At 70.7% G+C, this 13708-nt stretch carries 13 protein-coding genes and 1 pseudogene; 8 read left to right on the top strand and 6 right to left on the bottom strand.

Going from position 1 to position 13708, the window contains the following annotated elements:
* Window positions 1–59: 59 nt before the first annotated feature.
* The 4 genes and pseudogenes from ACH4NX_RS11230 to ACH4NX_RS11215 all read left to right on the top strand — a co-directional run.
* Window positions 60–446: a transposase gene (locus ACH4NX_RS11230; RefSeq protein ID WP_351397371.1), complete on the top strand. Its 387-nt coding sequence runs from the start codon at window positions 60–62 to the stop codon at window positions 444–446.
* Between the two features lie 180 nt (window positions 447–626).
* Window positions 627–1658, top strand: a complete 1032-nt coding sequence (locus ACH4NX_RS11225) for a hypothetical protein (RefSeq protein ID WP_351397374.1) — start codon at window positions 627–629, stop codon at window positions 1656–1658.
* Between the two features lie 29 nt (window positions 1659–1687).
* Window positions 1688–1888 (top strand): transposase, encoded by a 201-nt coding sequence (locus ACH4NX_RS11220; RefSeq protein WP_398153356.1) that lies wholly within the window; start codon window positions 1688–1690, stop codon window positions 1886–1888.
* Window positions 1870–2274 (top strand): annotated as a pseudogene (locus ACH4NX_RS11215) (transposase); the annotation flags it as partial. The gene ACH4NX_RS11220 and the pseudogene ACH4NX_RS11215, both read left to right, overlap by 19 nt.
* A 176-nt stretch (window positions 2275–2450) precedes the next feature.
* On the opposite strand, the gene ACH4NX_RS11210 reads toward ACH4NX_RS11215, so the two are convergent.
* The 6 genes from ACH4NX_RS11210 to ACH4NX_RS11185 form a co-directional block, all read right to left on the bottom strand.
* Window positions 2451–3773 carry an Nramp family divalent metal transporter gene (locus ACH4NX_RS11210; protein WP_398127903.1) on the bottom strand — a complete coding sequence of 441 codons (1323 nt, stop codon included), beginning with the start codon at window positions 3771–3773 and terminating at the stop codon, window positions 2451–2453.
* A gap of 67 nt (window positions 3774–3840) precedes the next feature.
* Window positions 3841–4527 carry a hypothetical protein gene (locus ACH4NX_RS11205; protein WP_398127904.1) on the bottom strand — a complete coding sequence of 229 codons (687 nt, stop codon included), beginning with the start codon at window positions 4525–4527 and terminating at the stop codon, window positions 3841–3843.
* A gap of 64 nt (window positions 4528–4591) precedes the next feature.
* Window positions 4592–6079, bottom strand: a complete 1488-nt coding sequence (locus ACH4NX_RS11200; RefSeq protein WP_398127905.1) for a GntP family permease — start codon at window positions 6077–6079, stop codon at window positions 4592–4594.
* Window positions 6080–6211: 132 nt separating this feature from the next.
* Window positions 6212–6622, bottom strand: a complete 411-nt coding sequence (locus ACH4NX_RS11195; RefSeq protein WP_351397386.1) for a RidA family protein — start codon at window positions 6620–6622, stop codon at window positions 6212–6214.
* The gene (locus tag ACH4NX_RS11190) at window positions 6619–7383 is read right to left on the bottom strand and encodes an IclR family transcriptional regulator (RefSeq protein ID WP_351397388.1); all 765 of its coding nucleotides are present in this window, start codon (window positions 7381–7383) and stop codon (window positions 6619–6621) included. Before ACH4NX_RS11190 ends, ACH4NX_RS11195 begins: the two co-directional genes overlap by 4 nt.
* Window positions 7380–8420 carry a sugar kinase gene (locus tag ACH4NX_RS11185; protein ID WP_351397391.1) on the bottom strand — a complete coding sequence of 347 codons (1041 nt, stop codon included), beginning with the start codon at window positions 8418–8420 and terminating at the stop codon, window positions 7380–7382. Before ACH4NX_RS11185 ends, ACH4NX_RS11190 begins: the two co-directional genes overlap by 4 nt.
* Before the next feature lie 135 nt (window positions 8421–8555).
* Between ACH4NX_RS11185 and ACH4NX_RS11180 the strand changes: the two genes are divergently transcribed.
* The 4 genes from ACH4NX_RS11180 (at window position 8556) to ACH4NX_RS11165 (ending at window position 13355) form a co-directional block, all read left to right on the top strand.
* The gene (locus ACH4NX_RS11180; protein ID WP_398127906.1) at window positions 8556–9845 is read left to right on the top strand and encodes an amino acid deaminase; all 1290 of its coding nucleotides are present in this window, start codon (window positions 8556–8558) and stop codon (window positions 9843–9845) included.
* A 24-nt stretch (window positions 9846–9869) separates the two neighbouring features.
* Window positions 9870–11480, top strand: coding sequence for an amidohydrolase family protein (locus tag ACH4NX_RS11175; protein WP_398127907.1), 1611 nt, complete (start codon window positions 9870–9872; stop codon window positions 11478–11480).
* Window positions 11481–11643: 163 nt separating this feature from the next.
* Window positions 11644–12855, top strand: coding sequence for a pyridoxal phosphate-dependent aminotransferase (locus ACH4NX_RS11170; protein ID WP_351397400.1), 1212 nt, complete (start codon window positions 11644–11646; stop codon window positions 12853–12855).
* Between the two features lie 77 nt (window positions 12856–12932).
* Window positions 12933–13355 carry a hypothetical protein gene (locus tag ACH4NX_RS11165; protein WP_351397403.1) on the top strand — a complete coding sequence of 141 codons (423 nt, stop codon included), beginning with the start codon at window positions 12933–12935 and terminating at the stop codon, window positions 13353–13355.
* Window positions 13356–13708: the final 353 nt, after the last annotated feature.

Below are 13708 nucleotides of genomic sequence, written 5' to 3'. Positions count from 1 at the left end.
GGTCCGTTCGGGCCTAGTTCTAGGGCGCTTCTTTCGGATCATCTGATCGTTGTTCTGGTGTGTCGTTGACTGATGCTCAGTGGGCGAAGGTCGAGCCGTTGCTGCCGGATCGGGCGCCGCGGCGGGGTGGGCGGTGGCGGGATCACCGGCAGGTGATCGACGCGATCGCGTTCAAGTACCGCACCGGCACCCCGTGGATGGACCTGCCCGAAGAGTTCGGGTCGTGCTGGACTTCACGGAGTCCGTCGAGCGAGGTTAGGCGGGGCGTGCGGCGGGGCCGTCCCGGTGGAGGGTCGGGCTTTGCTTCCTTCCCCGGTCCCGCCCCTTCCCGGAACCGGGCCCCGCTCCTCGCGTGCCGGAGGGGCCGAGAATGCAGCGGACTCCGCCCCTTCGGGCCGGATTTCCTGACCTTCCGTACCTGGTGGCAGCCCGACTGCCGAAGGTAACAAGGAGGTGCCGTACCGCATCCCTGCCCAGGAAGATTTTGCATGCGCCCCCACGACGACACGAGCACGACAGAGCGTCGGGCCATCCGCACACCGGCCAGGGCGGATCGCGGCACGGCAGTGCCCGGCCCTGTTCCGGCGGCGCTCGACCCGCGCTCCAAGGGGGCGGTGAGCCCGGGTATGGTGGCTGCGATCCAGCGTACGGCGGGGAACGCTGCGGCCACGCGGATGATCCAGCGGGTACCGGACGAGGGCGGGCAGCAGAGCGCGACGCAGTCGCACCAACCGTACGAGCAGACCGTGGCCGAGTACGCGAAGAGCGGTGGCCCGACCAAGCTGTACCGGGCGATCCGGATCACCTCGCAGGCCAAGCGCAGCGAGGACAAGTCCACGATCATGGCCAAGGCCGACGGTGACCTGGGCGCGGGGCTCTCGTCCCACGCGGAGGTGACAAGGGTCTATCAGGCCCTCAAGCAGTGGCCCGAGGCGAAGGACATCGAACCCGTCGACGCCAACGCGACGTTCACCGTGGCCCACCACGTGGCCGGAGACAACTACGGCACGCAGTACATCTCCTTCAGCCCCGACCAGGCGGCGTCCACCCACTATGCCCGGTACAACTTCATGGCCGGCCCTGCCGAGAACATGGATGTCGCCGAGAAGCCACGCGCTGTGAAGAACTGGGCGCCGGTGATCGAGATCGACGTGAGCAAACTCGGTTCCAGCGTCCGGCTGGTGAACCTCGCCGACCCTGCCGTCTTCGACCAGACGAACCTGGCGGAGAACCAGAACATCGCCTCCATGGCCAAGAACGACCGCGAGGTGCTCATCAAGGGGACGATCCCGGCGGGCGCGGTCACGAAGGTGTTCGGCGTCGAGGACGCCATCAAGGAGTTGGACCTCGCGGCCCGCAAGAACCTCATCGAAAGGGAATTCAAATTCGGCCCCCGGCCGCCCCACGGGGCGGACCGGCAGAGCTGGGACAACATGCTCAAGCGCAACGTCCCTGAGCACCTCCAGGAGTACTTCGGGCACCTCACCGAGGAGCCGGAAGAGGACGAGTACGTACCGTTCACGTCCGGCGCCGGACGCAAGCGGCAGGCCGCGGCACCTCCCCAGTCCGAGTCGGTCGTGGAGCAGCCGGCCAAGAAGAAGAAGAAAAAGAAGCAACAGAGCGCCGCGCTGCTGAGCTTCAACATGGACGAGGACTAGTAGTGCTTCGCAGTGCTTCGTTACGTTGAGTGATCTCGGCTGGCTGTGGGCAGCCTCCCAGGGTGAAGTTTGGGGAGGTGGAACGGCTCCGGGGTGAGTTGGCGGAGTTCGTTGCCGATGTGTTCGGGTCGTTGCCGCGTCGGGATCAGCGGCGGTGGAGTGCGTGTTGTCTGCGGGGCCTGATGCTCGATGGCCGGCGGAAGTCGGTCCAGGCAGCAAAGGCGCGATGACCTCGAGGTTCGCGGTGCTGACCGTGCGACCCGCGGGCAAGCAGTCCCTGGCCGCCGCCCAGGAGGCAGGTGGCGGCCGCAACCACTGGAACGGAGACCTGCCCACCCAGACCCTGCTGGTCGAATGGCCGGACGGCCAGGACGCTCCGACGGACTACTGGATATCGAACCTGCCCGCTTCGACTCCGGTCGCCGACCTGGTGCGGTGGGCGAAGATGCGCTGGCGGATCGAGCACGACTACCGCGAACTCAAGCACGGCCTCAGCCTGGACCACTTCGAGGGCCGCACCTGGCGCGGCCGGCACCACCACGTCACCCTCGTCACCACCGCCCAGGCCTTCCTCACTCTCAGGCGGCCCGACCCAAAAGTCCACACACCGGCCTGACCCTCTACCAGGTCCTCGACGCCTGGGCCGACGTCGCCCGGCGCGACCACCGCTCCAACGCCGCCCGCTCGCCCTCAGACAGCAGCAACGGCTCCAGTTTCGGGCCCCGACGAGGAACTGACGCGCCAGCAGCAGAAGTCGCGCAACTACTAACGATCAACTACTGGCACAGGACACTAGAAGAACTCCGCCCAGTCCTGGTCCCAGACCTGCTTCACGCACAGCACCAGGAACAGCAGGCCCGCGACGGCGAGCATGCCGTTGCTCAGCCAGCCGTTGCGCCACTCGCGGGGTGTGCGGGTGGAGTTGAGGAGCCAGATCAGGGTGAGGGCGAGGAAGGGCATGAAGGCGGCGCCCAGGACGCCGTAGATGATGATCAGACGGAAGGGCTCGTCCTGGAAGAGCAGGATCATGGGCGGGAAGGTGAGCCAGAGCAGGTAGGCGCGGAAGGACCAGGAGCGTTCGCGGCGGCCCGACGCCAGCTCCGTGGCCCGCGCCTCCCGCTCGCCCCGCCGTCGGGCCAGGAAGTCGGCGAACATCAGGCTGACGCCGTGCCAGACGCCGATCAGGGAGGTGAAGGAGGTGGCGAAGAAGCCGATCAGGAAGAGCTTGCCGGTCACCGTGCCGTACTCGTCCTCCAGGATGTCGCCGAGCTGGATCATGCCCTTGTCGCCGCTCGCGATCGCGATGTTCGCCGAGTGGAGCAGCTCGGCGCCGACCAGGAGCATGGCGATGACGAAGACGCCGGTCGTGGCGTACGCGACCCGGTTGTCGACGCGCATGACCTTCATCCAGCCCGTGTGCGTCCATCCCTTGGCGTTGACCCAGTAGCCGTAGGCGGCCAGCGTGATGGTGCCGCCCACGCCGCCGATCAGGCCGAGGGTGTTGAGGACCGAGTCCTTCTCGTCCGGGATGACGGGGAGGAGGCCGGCGAAGGCGTCGCCGAGGTTGGGGGTGACGCGGATCGCCAGGTAGACGGTCACCACGAACATGACGCCCACCAGGACCGTCATGACCTTCTCGAAGACGTTGTACTGGTTGAACCAGACGAAGACCAGACCCACCAGGCCGCACGCGATGCCCCACCGCTCGAGGCCCATCACGTCCGGGAAGAGGGCCTGCAGCGGCAGGGCGCTGGACGACATCGCCGCCGCGCCGTAGACGAAGCCCCAGATCACGGCGTAGGACGCGAAGAACCACGTCGTCCAGCGGCCGAGGCTCGCCCAGCCGTCGAACAGCGTGCGGCCGGTGGCGAGATGCCACCGGCCGCACGCCTCCGCGAGGGAGATCTTCACCAGGCAGCCAATGATCGCCGCCCACAGCAGGGTGTAGCCGAAGTTGCTGCCGGCGATCAGGGTGGCGACCAGGTCGCCGGCGCCGACCCCGGTCGCCGCGACGACGATGCCGGGCCCGATGTAGCGCCAACTGGACTTACGGGGGGCCTGGTCGGCCGCGCCCGGACCGCCGGTGTCTGCGATGTTGCCCGTGGTGTCCGCCATGCGGGTCAACCAAGCCCATGGTCGCCGACGGGACAAGAGGGCGCGCACGGATCTTCACTCGATGTGCTTACTCCTTGCCGCCCGCGTCGGTCTTCGCGTCGGTCTTCGCGTCAGCCTCCGCGTCGTCTTTCGCGTCGGTCCCGGCGTCCGTCTCGGCGTCCATCTCGGCGTCGGTCCCGGCGTCGGTCTCCGCCTCGGTACCGGCATCGCCCCGCGCGTCGGGTTCCGCCTCGCCGTCGTCCTCGCCGTCGTCGAAGTACGCGTCCAGGACCTCGTCGAGGGCCGCCTCCCATTCCGGGAAGCGGCTCCTGGACGTCGCCTCGATCTCGATCGGGTACCAGCGGCGGTCGGGCGTGTGCACCGTGACGGTGAACCGCTTGCCGAAGCGTCCCGTCTCCGTCTCGACGGCCCCGACCTCGTCCCAGCGGAACTCGCAGCTCTGGTCGTCGAGGGCGAGCCGTACGCCCTTGCGGTCGGCGACGATCTTCGCGCGGCGGTCGGACGCCTCGAAGACGGGGCCGGCGGGGGCCTCCTCGTCGTCCGGTTCCCCGGTCTTCCCGGCGGGCTCCTCGACGGGCGTCTCGCCGACAGCGGCATCCTCCGCGTCGGTGACGTCGTCGGCCTCGGCCTCCGGTTTCGCCGGTCTCACGTCCTCCGGTTCGCCGGACACGGGCGAGCTGAGCCCGGGGATGAATGCCGGGTCGAACCCGGCGCCTTCCAGGGGCTGGCTGGTCGATCCTCTGCGCTGCTCCACAGCGGGCAGTATGGTCGACGAACCCGTGCCGGGCACAGCCAGCCCCAACTTCGTTATCAGACGCCTACACGAAGAGGCTCAGCACCGCGGCGACCACGAACCCGGCCAGCGACAGCACGCTCTCCAGCACGGTCCACGTCTTCAGCGTGTCCCGTTCGCTGATGCCGAAGTACTTGGCGACCATCCAGAAGCCGCCGTCGTTGACGTGCGAGGCGAAGATCGAGCCCGCCGAGATGGCCATGATGACCAGGGCGACGAACGCCTGGGAGTGGTCGCCCTCGGCCAGCAGCGGTGCCACGATGCCCGCCGTCGTCACGATGGCCACCGTCGCCGAGCCCTGGGCGACCCGCAGCACCAGGGAGATCAGGTAGGAGAGGACGATCACCGGCAGGCCGACGTCGTTGAAGGTGTCGGAGAGGGCCTGGGCGACGCCGCTGGCGCTGAGGACGGCGCCGAAGACACCGCCCGCGCCGACCACCAGCAGGATGTTGCCGACCGGCTTCAGAGAGGCCGTCGAGACGGTCTCCAGGGACTTGCGGGACCAGCCGCGCCGGATGCCGAGCAGGTAGTAGGCGAGGAACAGGGCGATGGTCAGGGCCACGAAGGGGTTGCCGAAGAACTCGATCACCGAGCGGAGGGTGGACTCGTCCAGGGCGATGGAGGAGAAGGTCGCGGCGAGGATGAGGATCAGCGGGGTGCCGATGATGCCGAGGACCGTGCCGAGCGCGACCGGGCTCTCGGTCGGGGCGACGCCGGCCCTGCTCTGCTCGTCGATGACGGCCTGCTTGGCCTCCTCGGCCGCCTCGACCATGTCCTGCGGCACGGGCACGAAGATGCGGCGGCCGATCCAGGCGGAGAACGCCCAGGCGGCGAGCACGGCCGGGATGCCGCAGACGATGCCCATGAGGATCACCCAGCCGAGGTCCACCTTCAGCAGACCGGCGGCGGCCACCGGGCCGGGGTGCGGCGGCAGGAAGGCGTGGGTCATCGACAGGCCGGCGAGCAACGGCAGGCAGTAGAGCAGGACCGACTTGCCGGAGCGCTTGGCGGCGGCGTAGACGATGGGCGCGAGGACGAAGATGCCCACGTCGAAGAAGACCGGGACGCCGAAGATCAGGCCGGTCAGGCCCATGGCGAGGGGTGCGCGCTTCTCACCGAAGAGGCCCAGCAGCCGGGAGGCGAGTACCTGGGCGCCGCCGCTGACCTCGAGGATGGCGCCGAGCATGGTGCCCAGCCCGATGATGATGGCGACGTGTCCGAGGATGCCGCCCATGCCTGACTCGATGGTGGAGACGGCGTCGGACTTCTGGACGGTGCCGAAGAGTTCGGTGACCGACAGGCCGGCGAGCAGGCCGACGGCTATGGAGACGGCGAGCAGCGCGACGAACGGCTGGAGCCGGACCTTGATGATCAGGAAGAGCAGGAGTGCGATGCCGATCGCGGCGACGGTCAGCAGGCCCGCCGTGCCGTCGATCAGGTGGAGCAGGCCGCCGGTGTGGGGCGGGGTCTGGGCCGGGGCGGAGGCGGCGAGCTGGAGGGATATAGGGGACATACGGGGGTCCTCTGGCTAAACACATAGAGCTTTCGGGCATGGCGGGGCGCGGCACGGCGCCCCCGCGGGTGAAGGGGCACCGTGCCGTGCGACAGGCAACAGACGGTGGGGAGGGGAAGACCGAGGAGAGGGTCAGCCGAGGACGGCCAGCGCGTCGATCTCGATGAGGAGTCCGGCGGGCAGACCGACGTAGACGGTCGTGCGCGCGGCCGGCGGCTGGGTGAGGCCCTGCTCCTGGAAGTAGGCGTTGTAGATCTCGTTCATCTCGGCGAAGTGGTCGACGTCCGTGAGGTAGACGCGGATCATCATCACGTCGTCCCAGGAGGCGCCGCCCTCCTCCAGGATCGCCTTGACGTTGGCGAGGGTCTGGAGGGTCTGCTCGCGCAGGGTGGGGCCGGCCGGGGTGGGGGCCTTGCCCTCCTCGTGGGGGAGGAAGCCGACCTGGCCGGCGACCTGGAGGATGTTGCCCTTGCGGACGCCGTGGCTGAACTTCGCCGGGGGGACGGTGTGGGTCGCGGGGGTGAGAGCGATCTTGTCGGTCATGCGGTGACTTCCTTGACTGGGGTCCTGCCGGAGTACTCGCCGCTGATGGCGTCCGCCGTACGGCGCACCAGCGGGAGCAGGGTGAGGAGTTCGTCGGCGGTGACGACGACGTTCGGCGCGGAGACCGACATCGCGGCCGTCACCCGGCCGTCGGCGCCCCGGATGGGCGCGGCGACGCAGTTGATGGACTCCTCGTGGCCACCGAGGTCGGTGGCCCAGCCCTGTTCGCGCACCTTGGCCAGTTCCTTGAGGAAACCGTCGGCGTTCGGTGTCGAACGGGCCGTGTACAGGGGGTAGTCGAGCTTCTCGACCACGGCTCGGCGCTCGTTCTCGGGGAGGTCCGCGAGCAGCAGTTTGGCCACGGCCGCGACGGTGATGGCGACGGGCTTGCCGATCCGCGAGTACATGCGGACCGGGTAGCGGCTCTCCACCTTGTCGATGTAGAGGACCTCGTTCTCCTCGTAGACGGCGAGGTGGACGGTGTGTCCGCACTGCTCGTTGAGGCGTATGAGGTGGGGGTGGGCGATCTCGCGGACGTCGAGGTTCTCCATCGCCTCCTGGGCGAGGGCGATGAGCCGGGCGCCGAGGCGGTAGCGCTGGTCGGACTGGCGGTAGACGAAGCCGTGCTCGTGCAGGGTGCGCAGCAGGCGCAGGGCCGTGGACTTGTGGACGCCGAGCCGGTCGGCGACCCGGCCCAGGTCGGCGGGGCCCTCGGCGAGCAGCGGCAGGATGCTCAGCGCGCGGTCGACGGTCTGACTCATGGCGTACGTACCTCCTCCTCGGCCCTTTCGCCGGCCTGTGTCCAGCCGGGGCCGAGTCGCAGTCTCCCCCACGCGGCGTCGTCGAGGGCGGCCAGCCGGTCGGCGTGGTGCCGGGCGGGGGGTGTGGCGAGGTCGCCGGGGGCGGTGAGGGCGGCGGCGGCCATCAGGTGGCCGTGGCGCAGGCGCTCGCGCACGGGCAGGTCGCGCAGGGTGGCGGAGAGGAACCCGGCGGCGAAGGCGTCGCCCGCGCCGACGGCGGCGACGACGTCGACGGTGAGGGCGGGGACGGTGGTGACGTGCGGTCCGTGGAAGGCGGTGGCTCCGGTCGCGCCCTGCTTGACGACGAGCAGCTCGGGCTCGGGCAGTGCGGCGCGCACGGCCTCGGGGCCGCCCAGTCCCCATGCCTCGTCCTCGCCGACGAAGACGATGTCGGCGCCGCGCGCCAGCTCCTTGAGCACCTCGGGGCCGTCCTCGGCGTCGCGCCACAGCCCCGGGCGGTGGTTGACGTCGAAGGAGACGAGGGGACGGCCGGGGCGGCGGGCGGTGAGTTCGCGCATCAGGGCGAGGCAGTCGGCGGAGAGCGCGGGGGTGATGCCGGAGAGGTGCAGGACGCGCCCGGAGCGGATCGTGTCGAGGTCCATGTTGTTCACCGACATCGCGGAGGCGGCCGAGCCCGCCCGGTAGTACGCGACCTCGTGGGCGTCGGTGGCGCGGTCGCCGGCGGTGCGGAAGTAGACGCCGGTCGGGCGGACGGGGTCGCGGCGGACGGACAGGACGTCGACGCCGTAGGCGCCGATCGCCTCGGTGAGGTGGTCGCCGAAGCCGTCGGCGCCGACCCGGCCGACCCAGCGGACGGAGTGCCCGGCGGCGGCCAGCACGCAGGCCACGTTGGACTCGGCGCCGCCGATGGCCCGGTCGAAGGAGGGGACGTCGGCGAGGCGCCCGGGCACGGAGGGGAGGAAGGTGACCATGGACTCGCCGAGCGCGACGACGTCCACCGTGTCGGGGGCGGTGCTGCGGGGTCCGTCGACGGTCACGATGGTCTTGGCTCCTAGCGCGTCTCGCGGGCGGCGGCTCCGTTGACCCCGCGTTCGCCGAGATGTTAGACAGCAGTAAGCGATATACGCAACGATCGTTGCAATATTTGCAACGCATCAGATCAGGGAGGCTCCATGGCCCTCGATACCGGCACCGAAGCCCTCGCCCGTCTGGCCGAGGAGCGCGTCGACCACCGTTTCAAGGGCCTCCCGCCGGACGCCGACGGCCTGACCGTCGCCGAGCTGGCCGGTCAGCGCCGCAACCTCTTCACCGGCGGTTTCGCCACCCCCCTGCTGGCCCTGTCCGCCGAGCGCCTGGAGCACAACCTCGCGCTGATGGAGACGTACGCCGCCCGGCACGGCCTCGCCTTCGCGCCGCACGGCAAGACCTCCATGGCCCCGCAGCTCTTCCACCGCCAGATCGAGCACGGCGCCTGGGGCATCACCCTCGCCGTGCCGCACCAGGTGCGGGTCGCCCGCGCCTTCGGCGTCCGGCGGATCTTCCTCGCCAACGAGCTGGTCGACGCCGCCGCCCTGCGTTGGATCGCCTCGGAGCTGGACGCCGACCCGGACTTCCGCTTCGTCTGCTACGTGGACTCCGTGCGCGGCGCCCGGCTGATGGACGCCGCGCTGACCGACGCGGGCGCCTCGCGCCCGGTGGACGTCGTGGTCGAGCTGGGTGCCGGTGAGGGCGCCCGGACCGGGGTGCGCACCGAGGACGGGTGCGCGGCGGTCGCCGACGCGGTGGCCGGCGCGCGGACGCTGCGGCTGGCCGGTGTCGCCGGGTACGAGGGCGAGGTGCCGGACGCCGACCCGGAGCGGGTGCGCGCGTGGCTGCGGCGGCTGGTCGCGCTGGCCGTGGACTTCGACAAGGCGGGGCGGTTCGCCGGCCTGGAGGAGGTCGTGCTGAGCGCGGGCGGCAGCGCCTGGTTCGACGCGGTGGCCGACGTGTTCGCCGAGGTCCCCGACCTCTCCCTGCCCGTGCTGAAGCTGCTGCGCTCGGGCGCGTACGTCTCGCACGACGACGGTCACTACCGCGAGGTGACCCCCTTCAACCGCGTCCCCGACGAGGGCGCCCTTGAGCCGGCGTTCCGGCTGTGGACGCAGGTCGTCTCCCGCCCCTCGCCCGGCCAGGCCTTCGCCAACGCGGGCAAGCGGGACGCGGCGTACGACCTCGACCTGCCGTTCGCGCAGGTGGTGCGCCCTGCGGACGGCGGCCCGGAGCGGGCGGCCACCGGCATCACGGTGAGCGGCCTGTCCGACCAGCATGCCTGGCTGCGCACGGCGCCGGAGGCGGACCTGGAGGTCGGCGACTGGGTGGGCCTGGGCCTGTCCCACCCGTGCACGTCCTTCGACAAGTGGCAGCTGATCCCCCTCGCGCAGGCGGACGGGACGGTCGTCGACTACATCCGTACGTTCTTCTAGAAGGACTTCGCAAAGGAGCGGGACATGGAAGAGCTGGTCATCCGGGACGCCGACGTCGTGGACGGCTCCGGCGCGGACTCCTACCGTGCGGACGTCGTGGTCGACGGCGGCCGGATCGTCTCGATCGTCAAGGAGGCGGCGGCCGCCGGCTGCCAGCGCCCGAAGGCACGCCGGGAGCTGGACGCCGAGGGCCTGGTCCTGGCCCCCGGTTTCATCGACATGCACGCGCACAGCGACCTGGCGCTGCTGCGGGACCCCGACCACAGCGCCAAGGCCGCACAGGGCGTCACCCTGGAGGTCATCGGCCAGGACGGGCTGTCGTACGCGCCGGTCGACGACCGCACCCTCGGCGAGGTGCGCCGCGCCATCGCCGGGTGGAACGGCGCCGGCGACGACGTCGACTTCGACTGGCGGTCGGTCGGCGAGTACCTGGACCGGCTCGACCGGGGCATCGCCGTCAACGCCGCCTACCTGATTCCCCAGGGCACGGTGCGCGCCCTCGCGGTCGGCTGGGACGACCGGGAGGCGACCGAGGCCGAGCTGGAGCACATGCGCCGCCTGGTCGCCGAGGGCATGGAGCAGGGCGCGGTCGGCATGTCGTCCGGGCTGACGTACACGCCCGGCATGTACGCCAAGGACACGGAGCTGACCGAGCTGTGCCGGGTGGTGGCGTCGTACGGCGGCTACTACTGCCCGCACCACCGCTCGTACGGCGCCGGGGCCCTGACGGCGTACGAGGAGATGGTGGAACTGACGCGGGAGGCCAAGTGCCCCCTCCACCTGGCCCACGCCACCATGAACTTCGGCGTGAACAGGGGCAAGGCACCCGAGCTGCTGGCGCTGCTCGACGACGCGCTGGCCACCGGGGCCGACATCACCCTCGACACGTACCCCTACACCCCCGGCTGCACCACCCTCGTGGCCATGCTGCCGAGCTGGGCGAGCGAGGGCGGCCCGGAGCAGATCATGAAGCGGCTGTCGGACGACGACACCGCCGAACGCATCCGCCACCACATCGAGGAGATCGGCTCCGACGGCTGCCACGGCGTGCCCATGGAGTGGGACACGATCGAGATATCCGGCACGGGCGACCCGGCGCTCGGCGAGTACGTCGGCCGTACGGTCATGGAGTCGGCGCGGCTGCGCGGCGAGACCCCGTGGACGACCGCCCGCCGCCTCCTGCTGACCGACCGGCTGGCCCCGACCATCCTCCAGCACGTCGGCCACGAGGAGAACGTGCGCGCGATCATGCGGCACCGGGTCCACACCGGCGGTTCGGACGGCATCCTCCAGGGCGCCAAGCCGCACCCGCGCGCCTACGGCACCTTCCCGCACTACCTCGGGCACTACGTGCGCGAACTGGGCGTGCTCCCGCTGGAGGAGTGTGTCGCCCACCTCACCTCGCGTCCGGCGGCCCGGCTGCGGCTGCCGGACCGCGGGCTGGTCCGCGAGGGGTACCGGGCCGACCTGGTGCTCTTCGACCCGGCGACGGTCGCGGCGGGCAGCACGTACGAGAACCCGCGCGTGCTGCCGACGGGCATCCCGTACGTGCTGGTCGACGGGCGGTTCGTGATGGAGGACGGACGGCGCACGGACGTACTGGCGGGGCGGTCGGTGCGGCGGACTCCGAGGTAGCTCCTTCGGGCGGTCACCGGCCGTTGCCCGGTGACCGCCCGGGTCAGTGCCGGGCGGCGGCCCTGCCGCTGCGGCACAGTCGTCGGTAATCCACCCAAACCACACGTCCCACGTGGCGGACAACACGGCCCATGACGCGCAACCGGGTCGTAAGCTCACGGACATGCAGGTGATCCAGTCGACCAAGCTCGCCAACGTCTGTTACGAGATCCGGGGCCCGGTGCTCGAGGAGGCGATGCGGCTGGAAGCGGCCGGGCACCGCATCCTGAAGCTGAACACCGGCAACCCGGCCGCCTTCGGCTTCGAGTGTCCGCCGGAGATCCTGGAGGACATCCTCCGCAACGTGTCGACGGCCCACGGGTACGGCGACGCGAAGGGCCTGCTGGCGGCGCGCCGGGCGGTCGTCATGCACAACCAGACCCTCGGCATCGAGACGGACGTCGAGCACGTCTTCATCGGCAACGGCGTCTCCGAGCTGATCGTGATGGCGATGCAGGGGCTGCTGGACGACGGCGACGAGGTCCTGGTCCCGGCACCCGACTACCCCCTGTGGACGGCCGCCGTCTCGCTCTCCGGCGGGACGGCGGTGCACTACCGCTGCGACGAGCAGTCCGACTGGATGCCGGACCTCGCGGACGTGGAGCGGAAGATCACCGACCGCACCAAGGCGCTCGTCGTCATCAACCCGAACAACCCGACGGGCGCGGTGTACGACGAGGCGGTGCTGCGCGGGCTGACCGACATCGCGCGCCGGCACAACCTGCTGGTCTGCTCCGACGAGATCTACGACAAGATCCTCTACGACGAGGCCACGCACACCCCGACCGCCTCGATCGCCCCGGACCTGCTCACCCTCACCTTCAACGGCATGTCGAAGGCGTACCGGGTGGCCGGCTACCGGGTCGGCTGGATGTCGGTCTCCGGGCCGCGCGCGCACGCCGCGTCCTACATCGAGGGCCTGACGGTCCTGGCGAACATGCGGCTGTGCGCCAACATGCCGGGGCAGCACGGCGTGGTCGCCGCGCTCAGCGGGCGGCAGACCATCAACGAGCTGGTGCTGCCGGGCGGGCGGCTGCGGGAGCAGCGGGACGCCGCCCACGAGGCGCTGACCAGTATTCCGGGCGTGACCTGCGTGAAGCCGAAGGGCGCGCTGTATCTCTTCCCGAGGCTCGACCCCAAGGTGTTCAAGATCAAGGACGACCGGCGGATGGTCCTGGACCTGCTGCGCCAGGAGAAGATCATGGTCGTCCAGGGCACCGGCTTCAACTGGCCCGAGCCCGACCACTTCCGGGTGGTGACCCTGCCGACGGCCAGTGACCTGCGCGAGGCGGTGGGCAGGATCGGGAACTTCCTGGACGGCTACAGCCAGCCCTGAACCAAAACCCGATCGCTGTCAACTTTAGATTGAATCCAATGTAGGATGGTTTCCTGAAGCACTCAGGAGGCCGTCCCATGTACGAACCGATCCGCACCAGGTCCGTCCACAGCACGACGGCCGGCAGCACCTCGGACTTCCCCCACCGGTCCCGGGAGGAAGAGCTGGACATCCAGCTCGCGGGCCACCTCGCGGCACTGCTCGCCGTCACAGACGAGCTGCGCGCCCCGGCCCCCTCCCCCGACCTGGACGCCGCGGCCGAGCGGCTCGCCGAGCAGGTGGCCCGGCTGCGGGGCGGACCGGAGCCGGTCCGCGCGCCGGTGACCGCCGACCGCCCCGATCCGCGGCCGGCGGCCCTGCACCGGCGGGCGCACACCCTGGCGGGCCGCGCCCTGGTGGTGGCGGCCTCCCGCGCCGACACGGCGGTCGCGATCCTGACCGCCGAGCGCATGGACGCGCACGCGGCGGCCCTGGAGCCGCGCGCACTCGCGTCCCACTGAGCCCGTTCCCCACGGGCCCGGCCCCCTGAGCCCGCACAGGGCTCCCCCACACGGCCCCGGTCCGCGCGCACCCGCAGCGACGCGCGGACCGGGTGCCATTCACCGCGTTGGCGTTGGCTGGATCGCTACGGCGCCGTGGGCCTGGCTGCCGGTTGGCGGCTTCCCCGTCCGTCGTGGCTGGTCGCGCGGTTCCCCGCGCACCGGCGTCGGAATGGTGAAGGGCCGGGTCAGCCGCACGCCGTTGTGCGGTGACCCGGCCCGAGCGGGAGCTCTCCGTACTCCGGGGTACTGCTGAGCTACTGGAGCGCGGGGAGGTCCCCTCGCGGCCTGCCTTCGTGACGACTCGCGGGTCA

The sequence above is a fragment of the Streptomyces sp. NPDC017225 genome (assembly GCF_044331465.1).
Lineage (GTDB): Bacteria > Actinomycetota > Actinomycetes > Streptomycetales > Streptomycetaceae > Streptomyces.
The sequence above is the reverse complement of the archived record's forward strand: the minus strand, read 5'-3'. Positions and strand labels throughout refer to the sequence as shown.

Excerpts from the sequence above, each read along its gene's own strand:
- ACH4NX_RS11200 (WP_398127905.1), bottom strand. The coding sequence starts at position 6,079 with ATGTCCCCTATATCCCTCCAGCTCGCCGCCTCCGCCCCGGCCCAGACC.
- ACH4NX_RS11190 (WP_351397388.1), bottom strand. The coding sequence starts at position 7,383 with ATGAGTCAGACCGTCGACCGCGCGCTGAGCATCCTGCCGCTGCTCGCC.
- ACH4NX_RS11225 (WP_351397374.1), top strand. The coding sequence starts at position 627 with ATGGTGGCTGCGATCCAGCGTACGGCGGGGAACGCTGCGGCCACGCGG.
- ACH4NX_RS11180 (WP_398127906.1), top strand. The coding sequence starts at position 8,556 with ATGGCCCTCGATACCGGCACCGAAGCCCTCGCCCGTCTGGCCGAGGAG.
- ACH4NX_RS11210 (WP_398127903.1), bottom strand. The coding sequence starts at position 3,773 with ATGGCGGACACCACGGGCAACATCGCAGACACCGGCGGTCCGGGCGCG.
- ACH4NX_RS11195 (WP_351397386.1), bottom strand. The coding sequence starts at position 6,622 with ATGACCGACAAGATCGCTCTCACCCCCGCGACCCACACCGTCCCCCCG.
- ACH4NX_RS11165 (WP_351397403.1), top strand. The coding sequence starts at position 12,933 with ATGTACGAACCGATCCGCACCAGGTCCGTCCACAGCACGACGGCCGGC.
- ACH4NX_RS11175 (WP_398127907.1), top strand. The coding sequence starts at position 9,870 with ATGGAAGAGCTGGTCATCCGGGACGCCGACGTCGTGGACGGCTCCGGC.
- ACH4NX_RS11170 (WP_351397400.1), top strand. The coding sequence starts at position 11,644 with ATGCAGGTGATCCAGTCGACCAAGCTCGCCAACGTCTGTTACGAGATC.